Origin of the sequence: Chloroflexus sp. (genome assembly GCF_034431535.1) — a bacterium.
In the GTDB taxonomy this organism is placed as follows: Bacteria; Chloroflexota; Chloroflexia; order Chloroflexales; family Chloroflexaceae; genus Chloroflexus.
The window spans coordinates 74674-89230 of record NZ_DAOUDC010000072.1; the positions used below are offsets into that span (position 1 = coordinate 74674).

The following is a 14557-nucleotide window of genomic DNA, read 5'->3' on the forward strand; positions in this document are numbered from 1 at the left end:
GCGCCGCGAAGATGTGAGGAGACGGTTATGCGCAAAAAAATCAGCATTATCGGGGCAGGGTTTGTCGGTTCGACGACGGCGCACTGGCTGGCCGCCAAAGAACTAGGCGACATCGTGCTGTTGGATATTGTCGAGGGCGTGCCGCAGGGTAAGGCGCTTGATCTCTATGAGGCAGCGCCGGTAGAGGGGTACGATGTGCGGGTGATCGGCACCAACGATTATGCCGATACCGCCAATTCCGACGTTATTGTTGTCACCTCCGGCGCGCCGCGCAAGCCGGGTATGAGTCGCGAGGATCTGATTAAGGTCAATGCCGATATTACCCGCGATTGCATTAGCAAGGCGGCGCCGCTGTCGCCAAACGCATTCATTATTATGGTCAACAACCCGCTGGACGCGATGACCTATCTGGCGGCTGAGGTGAGCGGCTTCCCCAAAGAGCGGGTGATGGGGCAGGCCGGCGTGCTCGATGCGGCGCGCTACCGCACCTTTATCGCCATGGAGGTTGGCGTTTCGGTCGAAGATGTGCAGGCGATGCTGATGGGCGGCCACGGTGACGAGATGGTGCCCTTGCCCCGCTTCTCGACCATCGGCGGCATTCCAGTGAGTCAATTCATTGCGCCTGACCGGCTGGCTCAGATCGTTGAGCGGACGCGCAAGGGTGGCGGCGAGATTGTCAATCTGCTCAAGACCGGCAGTGCCTACTACGCTCCGGCTGCTTCGACGACACTAATGGTTGAGGCAATCTTGAAGGATAAGAAGCGGGTGGTGCCGGTGGCGGCATATCTGACCGGCCAATACGGTCTGAACGATATGTATTTCGGCGTGCCGGTGGTGTTGGGCGCCGGCGGGGTCGAGAAGATTATCGAGTTGCCGCTCAACGAAGAAGAATTGGTGCTGCTGAACGCCTCGGTGAAGGCGGTGCGGACGACGCTTGAGACGTTGAAGTCGTTGTAATATCAGTGCGGCGGTGGCACGCCGGTTCGTGCCGCCGCCTCTCTGTTTGCGAATACTGCTATGGCCAGTTCGGCGCAATCGTCAATGCAATCATCGCCATCACAACGCACAACATCGGCGTGGAGCCCGCTAGGCGGCGAGCGCTTCTATGCCATGGCGCGCTGGGTGATGATTATCTTGCTTGGTATCGTTACCCAATTTCTGACCAACGGTAGTCTTTGGCCGATCAATGGCGATTTAGAATCGTTAGATTTGATCTTTTGGCTGTATGCCGGGTTTGCGCTGATTTTTACCTTGTTGGCGTTTGTGCCGCTCGCTGCCGGCCTTGTAAGCTTGTCATACCTGTTTGATATTGCCTTCATTTCACTGATGGCCTTTTTGGGCGGCGAGCGGATTGTGATCTTTTTTCCGCTCTATTTGGTGCCACTGACCTATGCTGCTATCCGGCAGCCGCTCCACATTGGCGTCCTTTCGGGCGCATTGGCGGCAGTCACGTATATGGCCGCCTTTATCGGCTGGCGCCGGCTGATTGCGCCTGAAGCATTGATGACCATGCTCGATTATGTGGCGCTGGCATTGCGTGGTTTGACGCTGGCGATTGTGCCGTGGGTGACGGGAAATCTGGCTGAACGCCAAAGCGAAGCCAATCGCTATCGTGTCGCGCAGGCCCAACAAGAGGCTGAACGGGCGTTGCAAGAAGCCAATGCCTACCGCGATCAGATGCGCTCGCTCTACCACGTGGCGCTGGCGTTGGGAACAACCGCCGATTATCGGCAGGTGCTTGATACGCTGCTGCGTGAAAGCCGTAAAATTGTGCCCTATCGCGCCGGTGTGGTGTTGCTTTCCTCTGGCCGGCCAAATGAGCTGTATGTCGCGTTTGGCTCCAATCTGGCGCCGGGTGATCTGAATCGCACCGTGCAGATGGATGCTGGCTTGGCGACAGCATTGCGCGCCAATATGGCTCAGACGATTACCTCCTTTGCCCAGTTTCCGTCGTTGCAACAGATCGGCGCGCTGCGTGATTGCGTCTCGGCGGCCCTGATTCCTCTCCAAGCAGGGATGCGTGCCTATGGTCTGTTTGTAGTCGCCACCGATCACATGCTGCAAATGGATCAGACCGAGATGTTGATGGCGTTAGCGAATTATGCTATCGTCGCGTTGCACAATGCGCAACTGATTTTCGATCTCAAAGAAGAACGGGAAAAATTGCTCTCACGTGAGGAAGAGGTGCGCCACCAGTTGGCGCGCGATCTGCACGATGGCCCCGCCCAATCAATGGCCGTCATCACGATGAAGGCCGAGTTTATCAAACGCTTGCTTGAACGCGATCCAGCCCAAGCGTTGGCCGAACTTGATGAGTTGAGCACGATTGCCAAGCGTACCAACTATGAGGTGCGCACGATGCTGTTTGAGCTGCGCCCGCTGATGCTCGAAACGCAGGGCTTGAAGGTGACGTTAGAGCAGTATCTGGATCGGTTGCGCGCCAAAGCCGGCAAGACGGCTATCATTCTCGAAGCCAGCGATATTGATCAGCTCCGTCTCGGCTCAAAGGTGGAGGGCGCGTTATTTAACATGATCCAAGAATCGGTCACCAATGCGATTAAGCACGCTAATGCCGCCCATATTTGGGTGCGTTTGCGGCAGTTGCAAGATAAGATGCTGGAAGTGGTGATCGAAGATGATGGCGTTGGCTTCGATAAAGCGGCCTTGCTCAAAAGCTACGAGAAGCGCGGCAGTTTCGGTCTCTTGAATATCGATGAGCGAGCCCGGTTAGCCGGCGGTCGCGCCGAGATTGATTCGACACCCGGTAAGGGCACCCGCATCACCATCTTTGTGCCGGTTGAATAATCGTGAACCCCTATCTCAATCCGCAACGGATCCGCGCCGCGTTGCGCGCACTCAATCTGCGCCCAACCCGTGGCATGGGTCAGAATTTTTTGCTCGATGGCCATGTGCTGGTAACCATTGTCGCCGAAGCTGCGCTGACCCCATCCGATACCGTTATCGAAGTGGGGCCGGGGTTGGGTGTGTTGACGTGGGAGTTGCTGGCACGGGCAGGCCGGGTGATTTGCGTTGAGCTCGATCGCCGGTTGGCTGACCGCTTGGCCGCCGAGTTCCGCGATCGCGCCAATCTCGCGTTGGTGCAGGGTGATGTGCTTGATCTGGCTCCGGCTGATCTGCTGGCCCGCGCTGGCGCTACGCCGCCTTACAAACTGGTTGCCAATATCCCTTATGCGATTACTGCGCCGCTGCTGCGCCATTTCCTCGAAGCGACCGTTCCGCCTGAGCTCAGTGTGTTGCTGGTGCAATGGGAGGTTGCCCAGCGCATCTGCGCCGGCCCCGGCGATTATAGCGTGCTGGCCCATGCGATCCAGTTTTACGCCGAACCTGCGATCGTGGCTCGCGTGCCTGCCAGCAGCTTCTTCCCCGCACCTGCCGTCGATTCGGCGATCTTGCGCCTGCAACGCCGCGCGCAGCCGGCAGTGACGGTGGCTGATGTCAATGCCCTCTTCCGGTTGATTAAGGCCGGTTTCCTCCATGCTCGTAAGCAATTAGGCAATGCCTTGCCGAGTGGCTTAGCCGCGTTAGGCATCACTATCACTCGTGAACAGGTGGCGGCGGCGCTATGCACTGCCGGGATTGACCCCCAACGCCGCGCCGAAACGGTGACATTGGCCGAATGGGCGAACTTGCTCGCCATTTTACCCGAATCGGAGGTATAGTACTAAGAGAGCCAACTGTTGGTTCGTACGTCTATACCTCTGGAGGAAGCTGTGGCCGAGCAGACGACATCCTATTTCGCCGGTCTCCGCCGGCACGAATATGCCAATTTGATCACGTTCCGCAAAAATGGCCAGCCGGTGGTGACACCGGTTTGGTTTGCCGAACGCAATGGCAAGCTGTATGTGATGACGACCGCCAATGCCGGCAAGGTCAAACGCATCCGTAACAATCCGCAAGTCGAAGTTGGGCCGTCGGATCGCGCCGGTAAGCCGTTGGGGCCGACCGTTCAGGCGCGGGCGCGCATTCTGCCCCCTGAAGAGGCCAAGGTGGCGCGTGATGCCCTCGATGATAAGTATGGCCTGATGAAGGCGATGTTCGATTTTTTCATGAATGTGCGCGGCGTCGAACGGGCGTGGATCGAAATTTCCCCAGCCGAATAAAAACGATCCCTGTCGAGTCGCACGGCAGTGCGGCTCCCAATCGATGAATCATCACCCAATAAGGACGGTCCCTGCCGTGCGGCTGAATGGCTAGACAGAACATGTGGTCGCGTGCAACCGTTGATCGCTGTGCGATGCCTCAACGCTTGGCGCTGCACGCCCCTCTCCCGCGCTAGTGGGAGAGGGGCTGGAGGTGAGGGCGAACCCGATCTCTCGCTGTCCTTGCGAGGACGCGCAGCGCCCGCAGCAAGCTCCTGTTTAGACAACCGGCGATCTGATCGATCTCAACCGTTGATCGTTGTGCGATGCCTCAACGCTCGGCGCTGCACGCCCCTCTCCCGCGCCAGTGGAAGATGGGCTGGGGGTGAGAGCGCAACAGCGCCTCCCAAAGCCGTCAAACGCATCTATGATTAGGCTTTCTGGCCGCCCTTGAATCGTGCGGCAGCTCGCTAAATACCGTCGCGCCGCGCAGCGGTGTGGCTCCCACAAGATAAATCGCCACATCAAAATTGTCGCCTCTCGTGTTCACAAGGGGATCGGTTTGCCGCCTGCAGCCTTCACGACGCCAACCGGCGCCTTGTCGTTCAGCAAGCGATCTGCCAACGCACAATTGCCTCCTAAATCTCTATGTCCCATCAGTTGCTCGACCAATGGCCATCAAACGATTTGACAGTTGTGCGCAAGTGGTGGTATAAGATGGCGACTGATGGCGATCCATGGCTCTCAGCGCCTCGTTGCGCGACACAGGAGAGATCGGGTGAAACGTCCGAATCGCGCTCTGCTTGCGCTCCTGCCCGTGCTAGCCTTGTTGCTGCTGGTGGTCTTGATGGCGGCAACACCGCCTACCCCGCCTCCGGCGACAAAGGTGGCTGATCTCCCGCCGCTCGAGACGCCAACCGTAGAAGTGCTCCCTACCGCCACGCCTTCGCCATCGCCGATCCCCGAACCAACCCTGACCCCCACCCTTGCCCGGCGCGAGTTCCTCGAGTCGTTCGATGTCAAAACTGCGCCAACCAGCTTCCTGCCCGGTCGCGGCCCAGTCTTGCCCGGTGAATTGGTTTATTCCGGGCGCCGGATCGATTTCTACGTTGGTCGGGGTACGTTTAGCGCCGATCAGGTGCGTGACTTGGCGGTCAAGATCGAGTACGCGCTTGGTTATCTGCAACGCCGGTTTGATGTCCAACTGACCGACCGCGTCTCGATCGGGTTCTATAATCCGGCTTTAGCCCCGACGAGCGATACCCGCGGCATTGCCTACACCCACGATCGCACGAATATTCGCCTTTTCTACGGCCCCAACGACGATACCTACAAGGCATTAGTGATCGCCACCCACGAGCTCGCGCACGCCTTGCAGGCCGAGGCGTATGGTCGCGAAGAGCAGGGCCGCTCTGATCTGGTGTTGTTGGAAGGGTTGGCGACGTGGATTTCGGGCGAATATTGGCTGAGCTTGTCCGATTCGCCATCGTTTCAAGCCCGCGCGCGCGAGTTATACCAAGCCGGTTATCGCGGCAATCTAGCGGCCTTAGCCGGTATCGCCGATTCGATGGCCGCTTACGAGATGTGGGCCGGGTTTGTCGAATATCTGGCTCGTACCTACGGCTGGGATAAGTTCAATGCATTGTATGCCAATGGTCGCGGGCGCGCTCCCGGCTCGGCCAATTACCGCGGGATCTACGGCAAGAGTTTTCAAGAACTCTATACTGAATGGTATGCGACGTTGCGGTGAATGCTCTGTGTCAAGGCGCACCGCGGGCAAGGGCTTAGTCTGCTGCCCCGTCCTCTCGGTGCGCCTTAGCGTCGCCGGTTAATCGCGCAGCTTGAGCAGCTCCTCTACCGGCGCGAAGTTCCACGGCTCACCCAGACCGATAATGATATGCGTTGCGCCAGCTTCAAGGTATGGCTCAATCGGCTCGCCTGCGCGCGGCGAGACGCTGCGCTCGATCGCAGCTGGATCACGGCCTGCCTGAGCGCACCACTGGTCAAGAATCTCATTCTTGCGCTTGAAGTTTTCGACCGGCCCGAAACCGTGCCAGATATCGGCGTGCTCGGCGGTGATCCGCAGGGTGACTTTTTCACCGCCGCCACCAATCAAGATCGGGATGCGGCGCAGCGGCGGCGGCTGATCGACCTCCCAGCGCGCTTTGATGATCGACAATGCTTCGCGCAAGGCGCGCAAGCGATCGGCGGCAGTGCCGAAGGTGTAGCCAAACTCGGTATAATCACGTTCAAACCAGCCGGCGCCAAGCCCGAGGATCAGCCGCCCCCCGCTGATGTGATCAACCGTCTTGGCCATATTCGAGAGCAGCGCCGGATTACGATAGCTGTTGCACGTCACCAAACAGCCGATCTCGGCGCGCTGGGTGATGGTCGCCATCGCGGTCAAGAGCGTCCAACCCTCGAAGTGCGGGCCATCTGGCGGGCCATAGAGCGGAAAGAAGTGATCCCAATTCCAGATCGTATCGCAGCCGATCGCTTCGGCATAACGCACGGCATCACGGTACGACTCCCACGTGGTATGCTGTGGATGGAGTTGGACGCCAACCCGAAATCGAGCCATAACCTCACCTTTCTGATTACGCGCTTGACCGGTAAAATGATCCTTTAAAAAGCATTCACAAACTACGTTTATGCTGTAAACTGTGAAATGCAGAGCTGCATCACGTTGCGCAGCAGCATTTCATTGTACGACAATCTACACGGGCGCACCGATGAGAGTTCGTATCTGGGGCACGCGCGGCTCGTATCCAGTTGCCCACGCCAGTATGCTGCGGTATGGCGGGAATACTACCTGTGTGGAGGTAGTGGCGGAAGGGCGCCATATTATTCTCGACGCCGGCACTGGCCTGCGTATGTTAGGCGATTCACTTGCGCAAGAGCAGGCACCACGGCAGCTCGATCTCTTAATTACCCATACCCATTGGGATCATATCATAGGTTTCCCGTTTTTTGCACCCCTGTTTGATCCAGATTTGAAACTCGACATTTATGGTTTGGCGCGTACCCAGTCGAGTCTGCGGACGACCTTGGCCGGCGCGTTGAGCGATCCGCTCTTGCCGCTGAATATGGATGATTTGCGCGCGCAGATTAACTTTTTTGAAATTGGCACCGGTCATTGCTTTGAATTGGGGCCGGTGCAGGTGCGCACGGCGCTGGCCAACCATCCGTACCGCGCGCTCGCTTACCGGCTCGAAACGCCTGATGGCGTGCTGACCTTTATTCCCGATACTGGCCCCTTCCACACGGTGCTCTTCGGTGAGGAGCGGATTGAGTGGACTGGCCAACCCACGGCGCGCAGCCAAAGCGAATTGCGCGAATTGGCGGCGATGAAAGCGGCCATCCTTGAATTGGCCTACCGCGCTGATTGGCTCATTTACGATGCCCAATTCACCGATGCCCAATACGCGCGCTTTCCGCATTGGGGGCACAGTAGCGCAACCCAAGCTCGTGAAATCGCTGAAGAGGCGCAGGTGCGCCAGTTGATCTTGTTTCACCACGATCCTCACCGCACCGATGAAGAACTGGATCGGATTGTGGCCGAACAGCAAGCGCTCGCTGCGCCGGGATTGCTGGTGACGGCAGCCTTTGAGGGTATGGAGTTGTGGAGGAAGCCATGAAGGTGCAGTTTTGGGGGGTACGCGGCTATGTGCCGACGCCGCATGCCGCTATGCTGCGGTACGGCGGCAATACCTGCTGCACTGCCGTCATCGGTGAACATGGCGAATTGGTGGTGCTTGATACCGGCACCGGCTTTTGTATGTTGGGCGATGAATTGATGCAAGGCGAGTTTGGCCGTGGTCGCGGCACGTTGACGCTGTTGATTAGCCATACGTATTGGGATCATATTCTCGGTTTGCCCTTCCCCGGCGTGGTGCATGTCCCCGGCAATCGCCTCGATATCTATGGCCCCGATAGCACGCGCGGCTCGTTGCAGATGGTGTACGATGGTATGCTCTCGCCGGTCTATTCACCGGTGTATGGGTTGGCCCATATTGGCGCGACGCACCGGTTTACGACCATCTCAACCGAGCCGTTTACGATCGGTCGCTTGCTGGTGTGCGCCCTGCCCCTCTCGCGCCGCCAGCATTCGCCAATCTGGGCCTATCGGCTGGAAGAAGAGGGCCGGGTGTTGGTCTATATTACTGATGTACGCTACGGCGAAGATGGTATTCGTGAGGAGGCGATCGCCTTTGCGCGCAATGCGCATGTGCTGATCCATAGCGCCCCCTATCTTCGCACCGAGCAGCTCGAAGACTATGGCCATAGCCGGATCGAAGACGCCGTCGAAGTTGCCCAAGCTGCTGGCGTTGAGCGGTTATTGCTGTTTCACCATGCCCCGAATCGCACCGACGATGAACTTGATGCGATTGTTGCGCGGCTCAGCGCCGAACTCGCAGCGCAGCGCAGCTCGTTGCAAGTGGTCGCGGCAGCCGAGGGGATGGAATTGGTCGTGTGAGGCTCCGTCTCTTATCGTTGGCAAACGTGTGCTCTGTGATCGGCAACCATCGTATACAAATAATGCCCATGGTGAACAGTTTCCCACTCTTCCTATCTTGCGAGACGGCTGGTGGCGTAGTAGAATACTGGCAAAGCTCTTCAGCGAGTGCTACATGGGAGTAGCACCCATTCAGGAGTGAGGCTTTATGACCCCTTTGGTCAGCCGCAATGCTCCGCAACTGATGGCCTTTTGAGAAATAGCTCGGTCCTCGCCGCGCTGATGGCGGGGGCCGGGTTGTTTTTATCGCCCGGCCACCCAATGACGGGTTGGCAACAGCGGATGGAGGAATGCGATGGAACTCACCATCAAGAGCCGGAACGGCAAGATCTCAGAGCGTCAACGCGAGCACATCGAAGAGAAACTCGCCAAATTGGGGCGTTATCTTAACGGCATTACCAGCATCGCCGTCGAAATCCAACATGAACAACAGCGGAATGCCGGCGAAGTCTATCGGGTGCAGACGACGCTGGTTGCCGAGCACGGCGTGATCCTGCGCGCCGAAGAGCGCGCATCCGACCTCTATGCCGCCATCGATGAAGTGCAGGAGGTATTGCAGCGCCAGATTTCTCGCTATAAAGAGAAATATTGGCGGCGCAGCCGCGAGCTGCGACGGGCAACGAATGGGTTTACGCCCGCCGAAGAGGTGGCGATTGCCGAGGCGGAGGCCGAGGCCGTGGCTGCGCCTGCCGAGCCTGAACCAGAGGCGAAGGTGATCCGCACCAAGACCTTCCGCTTGCGCCCGATGTTCGTTGATGATGCGATCGAGCAGATGGAGCTGCTCGGCCACAATTTCTTTATCTTCCAGAACGCTGAGACGATGCAGATCAGCGTGCTCTACCGCCGGCGCGACGGTAATTACGGGGTGATCGTGCCGGAAGTCGGCTAACCCTCTCCCAGCCCCTCCCCGCCAGCCCCTCCCCTCGCTCACGCGGGGGGAGGGGTGTTTATGCGAGAGGAGATCATGCACATTTGAGTTGTTATTGCGCTAGCACTTGTTTCATCGCTTCATTCCAAGCGGTTTTGATAACAGAAGAAATGTTATTCCTATCTATTAATTCGATGAATTTTTAACAAACGTTTGCCGTCTTGTTGCGCCAGTGATGCTCAGGAGATAGCGTATCCAAGGTCGTAATTCGAGAATGTCGTGATCATCGCCATCCATCGCGAGATAAAACTCTTCGCGCGAGAATGGGGTGAGCGCAATGGCCCGCGTAAGTTCTTCGTAGTGATCGCGCAGAACGCGAAAGAAATTAACTACATCGCCATCAATGTCATGATAAGTTGCCACCGGCGCTGGATCGCGATTGAGCAATACAGCCGCCGAGCCGCCAAACGGTTCCCAATAGGAGTGGCATGCCGGCAATAAGGGTAATAACCAGTCAAGGTGATTGAACTTGCCGCCATACCAGCCGAAAACGATGCGTTTGCGCTGGCGCTAGCGCGGGTAGACAATAGCAGGATTGCCAAAGATATCGTTGAGATAAATTGGCGATAATCCGCGCTTCTTTCCTTCTGGTTAATCTGATGCGTGCTTAATTGCACTCATGCCAAACTCCTCTAAGATACGTCACACCCCTACCGCCATCACCGCTACTCCTACGCACAACGCCACGATCGTCAAGGCAACGTGGGCATAACCCAGCGCCAATCCGAACAGGGCCAACCCGCTGCCGGTAAGCTCGCCATTGCCGCGCTTGACGGCGCTCTGGCCGAGATGGCCGCAAATGATCGCCGGCACGGCGAGCAAGAGCGGAATGAAGAAGAGTATCCACGTGGTGATGCCGCAGATCAGGCTGGCAATCGCCAACCGGCTGTTGCGGACCGGCGTTATCGGCAGGGTGGCGTCAATCGCTGGCGCTGGTTGCCAGACCGCTACCGCCAACGCTTGGCCGCAGGCCGGGCAGAACCGTTCAGCGCCGGTGATGGTATGACCGCAGCTAGGGCACTGTCGCACAGTAAGCTCCTTGTTGTCAACAATCGCGCTCCGCGTCTGGTGACTGGGCATGTCACTTATTATGGTATGCACTGGTATTACCAAAGCGTAAGCAGATAGCGTTCGCGGGTGCGACAACGGCTGCGGACGCTGCGGGTCGGAGATCCCCGGGCCGAATGCACTGCAAGCTTACGCCGTCGCCAATGCGCGCACCTGCGCACCGATGTCGGGGGCCGTCACCAAGGCTTCGCCGACCAAGATCGCGTCCGCGCCATACCCACGAACTTCGACGACATGTTCCGGCGTAAAGATGCCGCTCTCGCTGACCACCACCGGGCGCTGCGGCCCAACGGGCAGGTGATCGGCAATGGCTTTGGTGGTGGCCCGGTCGGTGATAAAACGGTGCAAGTCGCGGTTGTTGACGCCGATGATCGGCGGGTTCAGGCGCAGCGCCCGTTCCAATTCGGCAACGGTATGCACTTCGATCAACGCATGCATGCCGAGTTCGTAGGTCAACGCGAAGAGCTCGCTCAAGCTAGCATCATCGAGTGCGGCGACAATCAGCAAGACGGCATCGGCGCCATACGCACGCGCCTCATACACCTGATACGGATCGATGAGGAAGTCTTTGCGCAGCAGAGGAGTACCGGCGGCTTGCACCTCTGGTAAGGCGCGAATGCCGGCCAGATAGGTCAGGCTGCCCTGAAAAAAGCGCTGGTCGGTCAAGACCGAGATGGCCGTCGCGCCGTTGGCGACATAGGTACGGGCAAGGGCCAGATGGTCGAAATTGGCCAGCAAAACGCCACGGCTCGGCGAGGCTTTCTTCACCTCGGCGATCAGCGCGGTGGCCGGCGAGCGGCGCAGCGCAGCGGCGAAATCGCGCACCGTCGGCATCCGCTGAATCTTGTCTTGTAGGGCCGCCAGCGGGATTTTCGCTTGCTGGCGGCTTACTTCGATCCGTTTATGGGCCAGAATCTGTTCCAGAATAGTCGGTTCGCTCATACGTGTTCCTTGGCGCTGTGAGGGTGCTGAGGGGTATTGTATCATCACATGAATGGGACACGGGATTGGCACGGGTGCGACGGATTTACGCCGATCTGTGTCAATCCATGTCCGCATTTTCTCCCGTTTCGCTGGATCGTTCCCGTGTCGGGCGGGAGCGGTCTTGCCAACATAATGCCCAATCCTATTTTTTAGCTGTGTCTTCTTGCTAAGCTGCACGGCAAAGCAGTCGCATTGAGGGGGAGCTTGCTTCGTCGCCGTGGGAGGCTGGCAATGACCGGAGCGGGGCGTAATCGGTGGTCATAGCGAGGGGGCGCAGCCCCCGTAGCCATCTCTCGCTGCGGCGGGAGAGATGGCTGAACAGATTATCTCCGTGCTTGCGGGAGCTTGCTGCGCCGCCATGGGGCTCGTCATGACCAGAGCGAGGCCGTGCTCCACGCCTGATTCGGGCACATCCGTATCATCCGGGTTGATCCGTGTCCTATTGCTGAATAACCGGTCGTTCGATTCACTGCTCAATCAGCGTAGCAATCGTCACCCCCTCGCCGCCGTCGCGCCCGCCGCTGCTAAACGAAGCTACTAGCGGGTGGGTGGCCAGCACATCACGCACAACTTGGCGCAACGCGCCGGTGCCTTTACCGTGAATGAGGCGCACTTGGTGCAAGCCGGCCAGATAGGCGTCGTTGAGGTAGCGGTCGAGCCGGTCGCTGACCTCGGAGGCGCGCCAGCCGCGCATGTCGAAGGTCATTGAGACGTCGGGGGCGCTGGGCAGGTTGACGCTGCGTTCGGGGGGGGTGTAGCGCCGCTCGTCGCTGGCCTGCGCTTTGGTGCGCTTGAGTTCGCTGAGCTTGACCGTCATGCGGAAGCCGCCCACTTGCACGGTGGCCGTGCCATCTTCCTGATCGATGGCAACAATCTCGCCATTGAGGCCGATCGAAGCGATATGCACCGTATCCCCAACTTGTAGCGGACGTTCGGCGGGGGGCGGCGGCGCAGTAGGAGCATGCTTCTGGCGCAGCTTCTCGGTGGCTTGCTGGGATTGTTCGGCGGCGGCGGCCAACCGCTTTTCCGCTTCTTCCAGCCATTGGCGCGAGATGTTGACCGAGCGGAATTCTTCGCGCAGCCGGCGCAATTGCTGGCGCGCCTCGCGCAGTTCGGCCTCGATCTCTTGGCGAGCCGCGGCCAATGCCGCCTCGCGTTCGGCGGCAAACGCCTGCTGCTCGGCGGCCAGCCGGTCACGGTACTTCTCGGCGTCGGCGCGTAGCTCTTCGGCGCGTTGCAACGCCGCCGCGGTAGCGTCGCGCTCGCGTTGGATGCCGGCCAGCAGGTCTTCGACTTGCGCCTCTTTGCGGTCAATGAACAAGCGCGCCTGCTCGATCAGCGCCGGATCAAGCCCCAGCCGGGCCGCAATCGCCAGCGCGTTCGAGCGACCGGGAATGCCGATGCTCAGCCGGTAGGTGGGCGCTAGCGTTTCGACATCAAACTCGACCGAAGCGTTCTGCACTCCCGGCGTGGTGTAGGCAAACGCCTTCAATTCGGCGTAGTGGGTCGTCGCGATCGCCAGCACTCCCAATTCCAATAGCCGGCCAATGATCGCTCGCGCCAGCGCCGCGCCTTCAACCGGATCGGTGCCCGCCCCTAGCTCGTCGAACAAGACCAACGCTACCGAACGGCGATGATCGAACAGACCCTGCTCGTCAGGCGCCGGCGGCGCTTGTTGCGCTGCGTCGAGCGTCTGCAACACGCGAATGATATTCGCCATGTGCGACGAAAAAGTGCTCAGGCTTTGCTCGATGCTCTGCTCATCGCCGATGTCGGCGAAGATATACTGAAAGACTGGCAGGCGCGAGGGTTGATCAGCAGGGATTTGCATGCCGGCCTGCGCCATCAGCGCCAGCAAGCCGGCTGTCTTGAGCGCCACGGTTTTGCCGCCGGTGTTTGGGCCGGTAATCAACAGGATTGAAAACTCGCCGCCGAGCCACAGATCGATCGGTACCACCGTGTCAGTAGGCAAAAGCGGGTGACGAGCGCGGGTCAGCCGGAAGGGCGGTTCGGCAGGTGGCGGATCGTCAGGCCGCCATTCGACAATCTCCGGTGCGATACTGCGGGTGGCAATCGCATAACGGGCCAGCGCGAACGCCAGATCGAGCGCAGCGAGGGTACTGACGGCGCTGGTAATCGCACTCACCGCCGCGCCAACCTGCTCTGAGAGTGTGCTGAGGATGCGCTGCACCTCTTCCGCTTCCGCCGATTGCAACTCGCGCCAGCGGTTATTCAGCTCAACCACCGCCATTGGCTCGATATAGAGCGTCGCCCCCGAACCGGACTGATCATGCACCAACCCGCGCACTTCGCGCCGGTGGCTAGCCTTGACCGGAATGACATACCGCCCGTTCCGCACCGTGACAATCGGCTCTTGCAGGGCATTGGCCAGCGCGCTGGAATGAATCATGCTCTGCAAGCGCTCGTGCAGACGGTTGAAGGCCACTCGCACCTCATGGCGCAAGCGGGCCAGCGTAGGGCTGGCGCTATCGAGCACCTGCCCGTCATCATCGATCGCTCGCTCAATCGCTTCGACCACCTGCGGCAACGCCGGCAACGTGTTGCCACGATCAATCAGATGCGGAAAGCGCGCGTCAAGCCGGCTGAGGCGCTGGCGCAACAGCGCCGCGCTCTGCAAGGTAGCGGCAATCTCGCGCAAGGTAACGCCGTCGAGGATGCCGCCGCGCGCGGCATGCTGCACCGCCCGGCGCACATCGCGCGCCCCGCCGATGCTCAATTCCGGCCACGCTTCCAACAACAAGCGCGCCTCGGCGGTCAGCGCCTGCCGCTGGCGCACCTCGGCCAGATCGGTGGCCGGAGTCAGACTTAAGGCCAGTTCACGCGAGGCCGAAAACGCGGTATAGTGCGCTAGGCGGTCGCGGATCGCGTCAAATTCAAGCGTATGCAGCGATGATTCCGGGATCGACATACTCGTACCGTTGAACCCAGCCGTTCCTGCGT

Annotated in this window: 12 protein-coding genes and 1 pseudogene; 8 read left to right on the top strand and 5 right to left on the bottom strand. The window is 59.3% G+C overall.

Going from position 1 to position 14557, the window contains the following annotated elements:
• Positions 1–27: 27 nt before the first annotated feature.
• From mdh to U9R61_RS17795, 5 genes are all read left to right on the top strand, one after another.
• Positions 28–957 carry a malate dehydrogenase gene (mdh, locus tag U9R61_RS17775; protein WP_322490150.1) on the top strand — a complete coding sequence of 310 codons (930 nt, stop codon included), beginning with the start codon at positions 28–30 and terminating at the stop codon, positions 955–957.
• A 60-nt stretch (positions 958–1017) separates the two neighbouring features.
• Entirely contained in the window at positions 1018–2805 is a 1788-nt protein-coding gene (locus U9R61_RS17780; RefSeq protein WP_322490151.1) for a GAF domain-containing sensor histidine kinase, read from the top strand.
• Positions 2806–2807: 2 nt separating this feature from the next.
• Entirely contained in the window at positions 2808–3680 is an 873-nt protein-coding gene (rsmA, locus tag U9R61_RS17785; RefSeq protein ID WP_322490152.1) for a 16S rRNA (adenine(1518)-N(6)/adenine(1519)-N(6))-dimethyltransferase RsmA, read from the top strand.
• 51 nt (positions 3681–3731) lie between these two features.
• Positions 3732–4121, top strand: a complete 390-nt coding sequence (locus U9R61_RS17790) for a PPOX class F420-dependent oxidoreductase (protein WP_322490153.1) — start codon at positions 3732–3734, stop codon at positions 4119–4121.
• Positions 4122–4878: 757 nt separating this feature from the next.
• Positions 4879–5850, top strand: a complete 972-nt coding sequence (locus U9R61_RS17795) for a hypothetical protein (protein ID WP_322490154.1) — start codon at positions 4879–4881, stop codon at positions 5848–5850.
• A 78-nt stretch (positions 5851–5928) separates the two neighbouring features.
• On the opposite strand, the gene U9R61_RS17800 is transcribed toward U9R61_RS17795, so the two are convergent.
• Positions 5929–6681 (bottom strand): LLM class F420-dependent oxidoreductase, encoded by a 753-nt coding sequence (locus U9R61_RS17800; RefSeq protein ID WP_322490155.1) that lies wholly within the window; start codon positions 6679–6681, stop codon positions 5929–5931.
• Between the two features lie 151 nt (positions 6682–6832).
• On the opposite strand from U9R61_RS17800, the gene U9R61_RS17805 reads away from it, so the two are divergent.
• From U9R61_RS17805 to hpf, 3 genes are all read left to right on the top strand, one after another.
• Entirely contained in the window at positions 6833–7738 is a 906-nt protein-coding gene (locus U9R61_RS17805; protein WP_322490156.1) for an MBL fold metallo-hydrolase, read from the top strand.
• Entirely contained in the window at positions 7735–8577 is an 843-nt protein-coding gene (locus tag U9R61_RS17810; RefSeq protein WP_322490157.1) for an MBL fold metallo-hydrolase, read from the top strand. The genes U9R61_RS17805 and U9R61_RS17810 overlap by 4 nt, the downstream gene beginning before the upstream one ends.
• Before the next feature lie 334 nt (positions 8578–8911).
• Positions 8912–9505 (top strand): ribosome hibernation-promoting factor, HPF/YfiA family, encoded by a 594-nt coding sequence (gene hpf, locus U9R61_RS17815; RefSeq protein ID WP_322490158.1) that lies wholly within the window; start codon positions 8912–8914, stop codon positions 9503–9505.
• A gap of 264 nt (positions 9506–9769) precedes the next feature.
• Here the strand turns inward: hpf and U9R61_RS17820 are convergent.
• The 4 genes and pseudogenes from U9R61_RS17820 to U9R61_RS17835 all read right to left on the bottom strand — a co-directional run.
• Positions 9770–10039 (bottom strand): annotated as a pseudogene (locus U9R61_RS17820) (DNA adenine methylase); the annotation flags it as partial.
• 147 nt (positions 10040–10186) lie between these two features.
• Entirely contained in the window at positions 10187–10573 is a 387-nt protein-coding gene (locus tag U9R61_RS17825) for a DUF4190 domain-containing protein (protein WP_322490160.1), read from the bottom strand.
• Between the two features lie 168 nt (positions 10574–10741).
• Positions 10742–11554, bottom strand: a complete 813-nt coding sequence (gene trpC / locus U9R61_RS17830; protein ID WP_322490161.1) for an indole-3-glycerol phosphate synthase TrpC — start codon at positions 11552–11554, stop codon at positions 10742–10744.
• A gap of 508 nt (positions 11555–12062) precedes the next feature.
• Positions 12063–14525, bottom strand: coding sequence for an endonuclease MutS2 (locus tag U9R61_RS17835; protein ID WP_322490162.1), 2463 nt, complete (start codon positions 14523–14525; stop codon positions 12063–12065).
• Positions 14526–14557: the final 32 nt, after the last annotated feature.

Bases quoted from the DNA above. Each gene is read 5' to 3' on its own strand.
- mdh (WP_322490150.1), top strand. From the start codon at position 28: ATGCGCAAAAAAATCAGCATTATCGGGGCAGGGTTTGTCGGTTCGACG.
- U9R61_RS17780 (WP_322490151.1), top strand. From the start codon at position 1,018: ATGGCCAGTTCGGCGCAATCGTCAATGCAATCATCGCCATCACAACGC.
- U9R61_RS17800 (WP_322490155.1), bottom strand. From the start codon at position 6,681: ATGGCTCGATTTCGGGTTGGCGTCCAACTCCATCCACAGCATACCACG.
- U9R61_RS17805 (WP_322490156.1), top strand. From the start codon at position 6,833: ATGAGAGTTCGTATCTGGGGCACGCGCGGCTCGTATCCAGTTGCCCAC.
- U9R61_RS17810 (WP_322490157.1), top strand. From the start codon at position 7,735: ATGAAGGTGCAGTTTTGGGGGGTACGCGGCTATGTGCCGACGCCGCAT.
- hpf (WP_322490158.1), top strand. From the start codon at position 8,912: ATGGAACTCACCATCAAGAGCCGGAACGGCAAGATCTCAGAGCGTCAA.
- trpC (WP_322490161.1), bottom strand. From the start codon at position 11,554: ATGAGCGAACCGACTATTCTGGAACAGATTCTGGCCCATAAACGGATC.
- U9R61_RS17835 (WP_322490162.1), bottom strand. From the start codon at position 14,525: ATGTCGATCCCGGAATCATCGCTGCATACGCTTGAATTTGACGCGATC.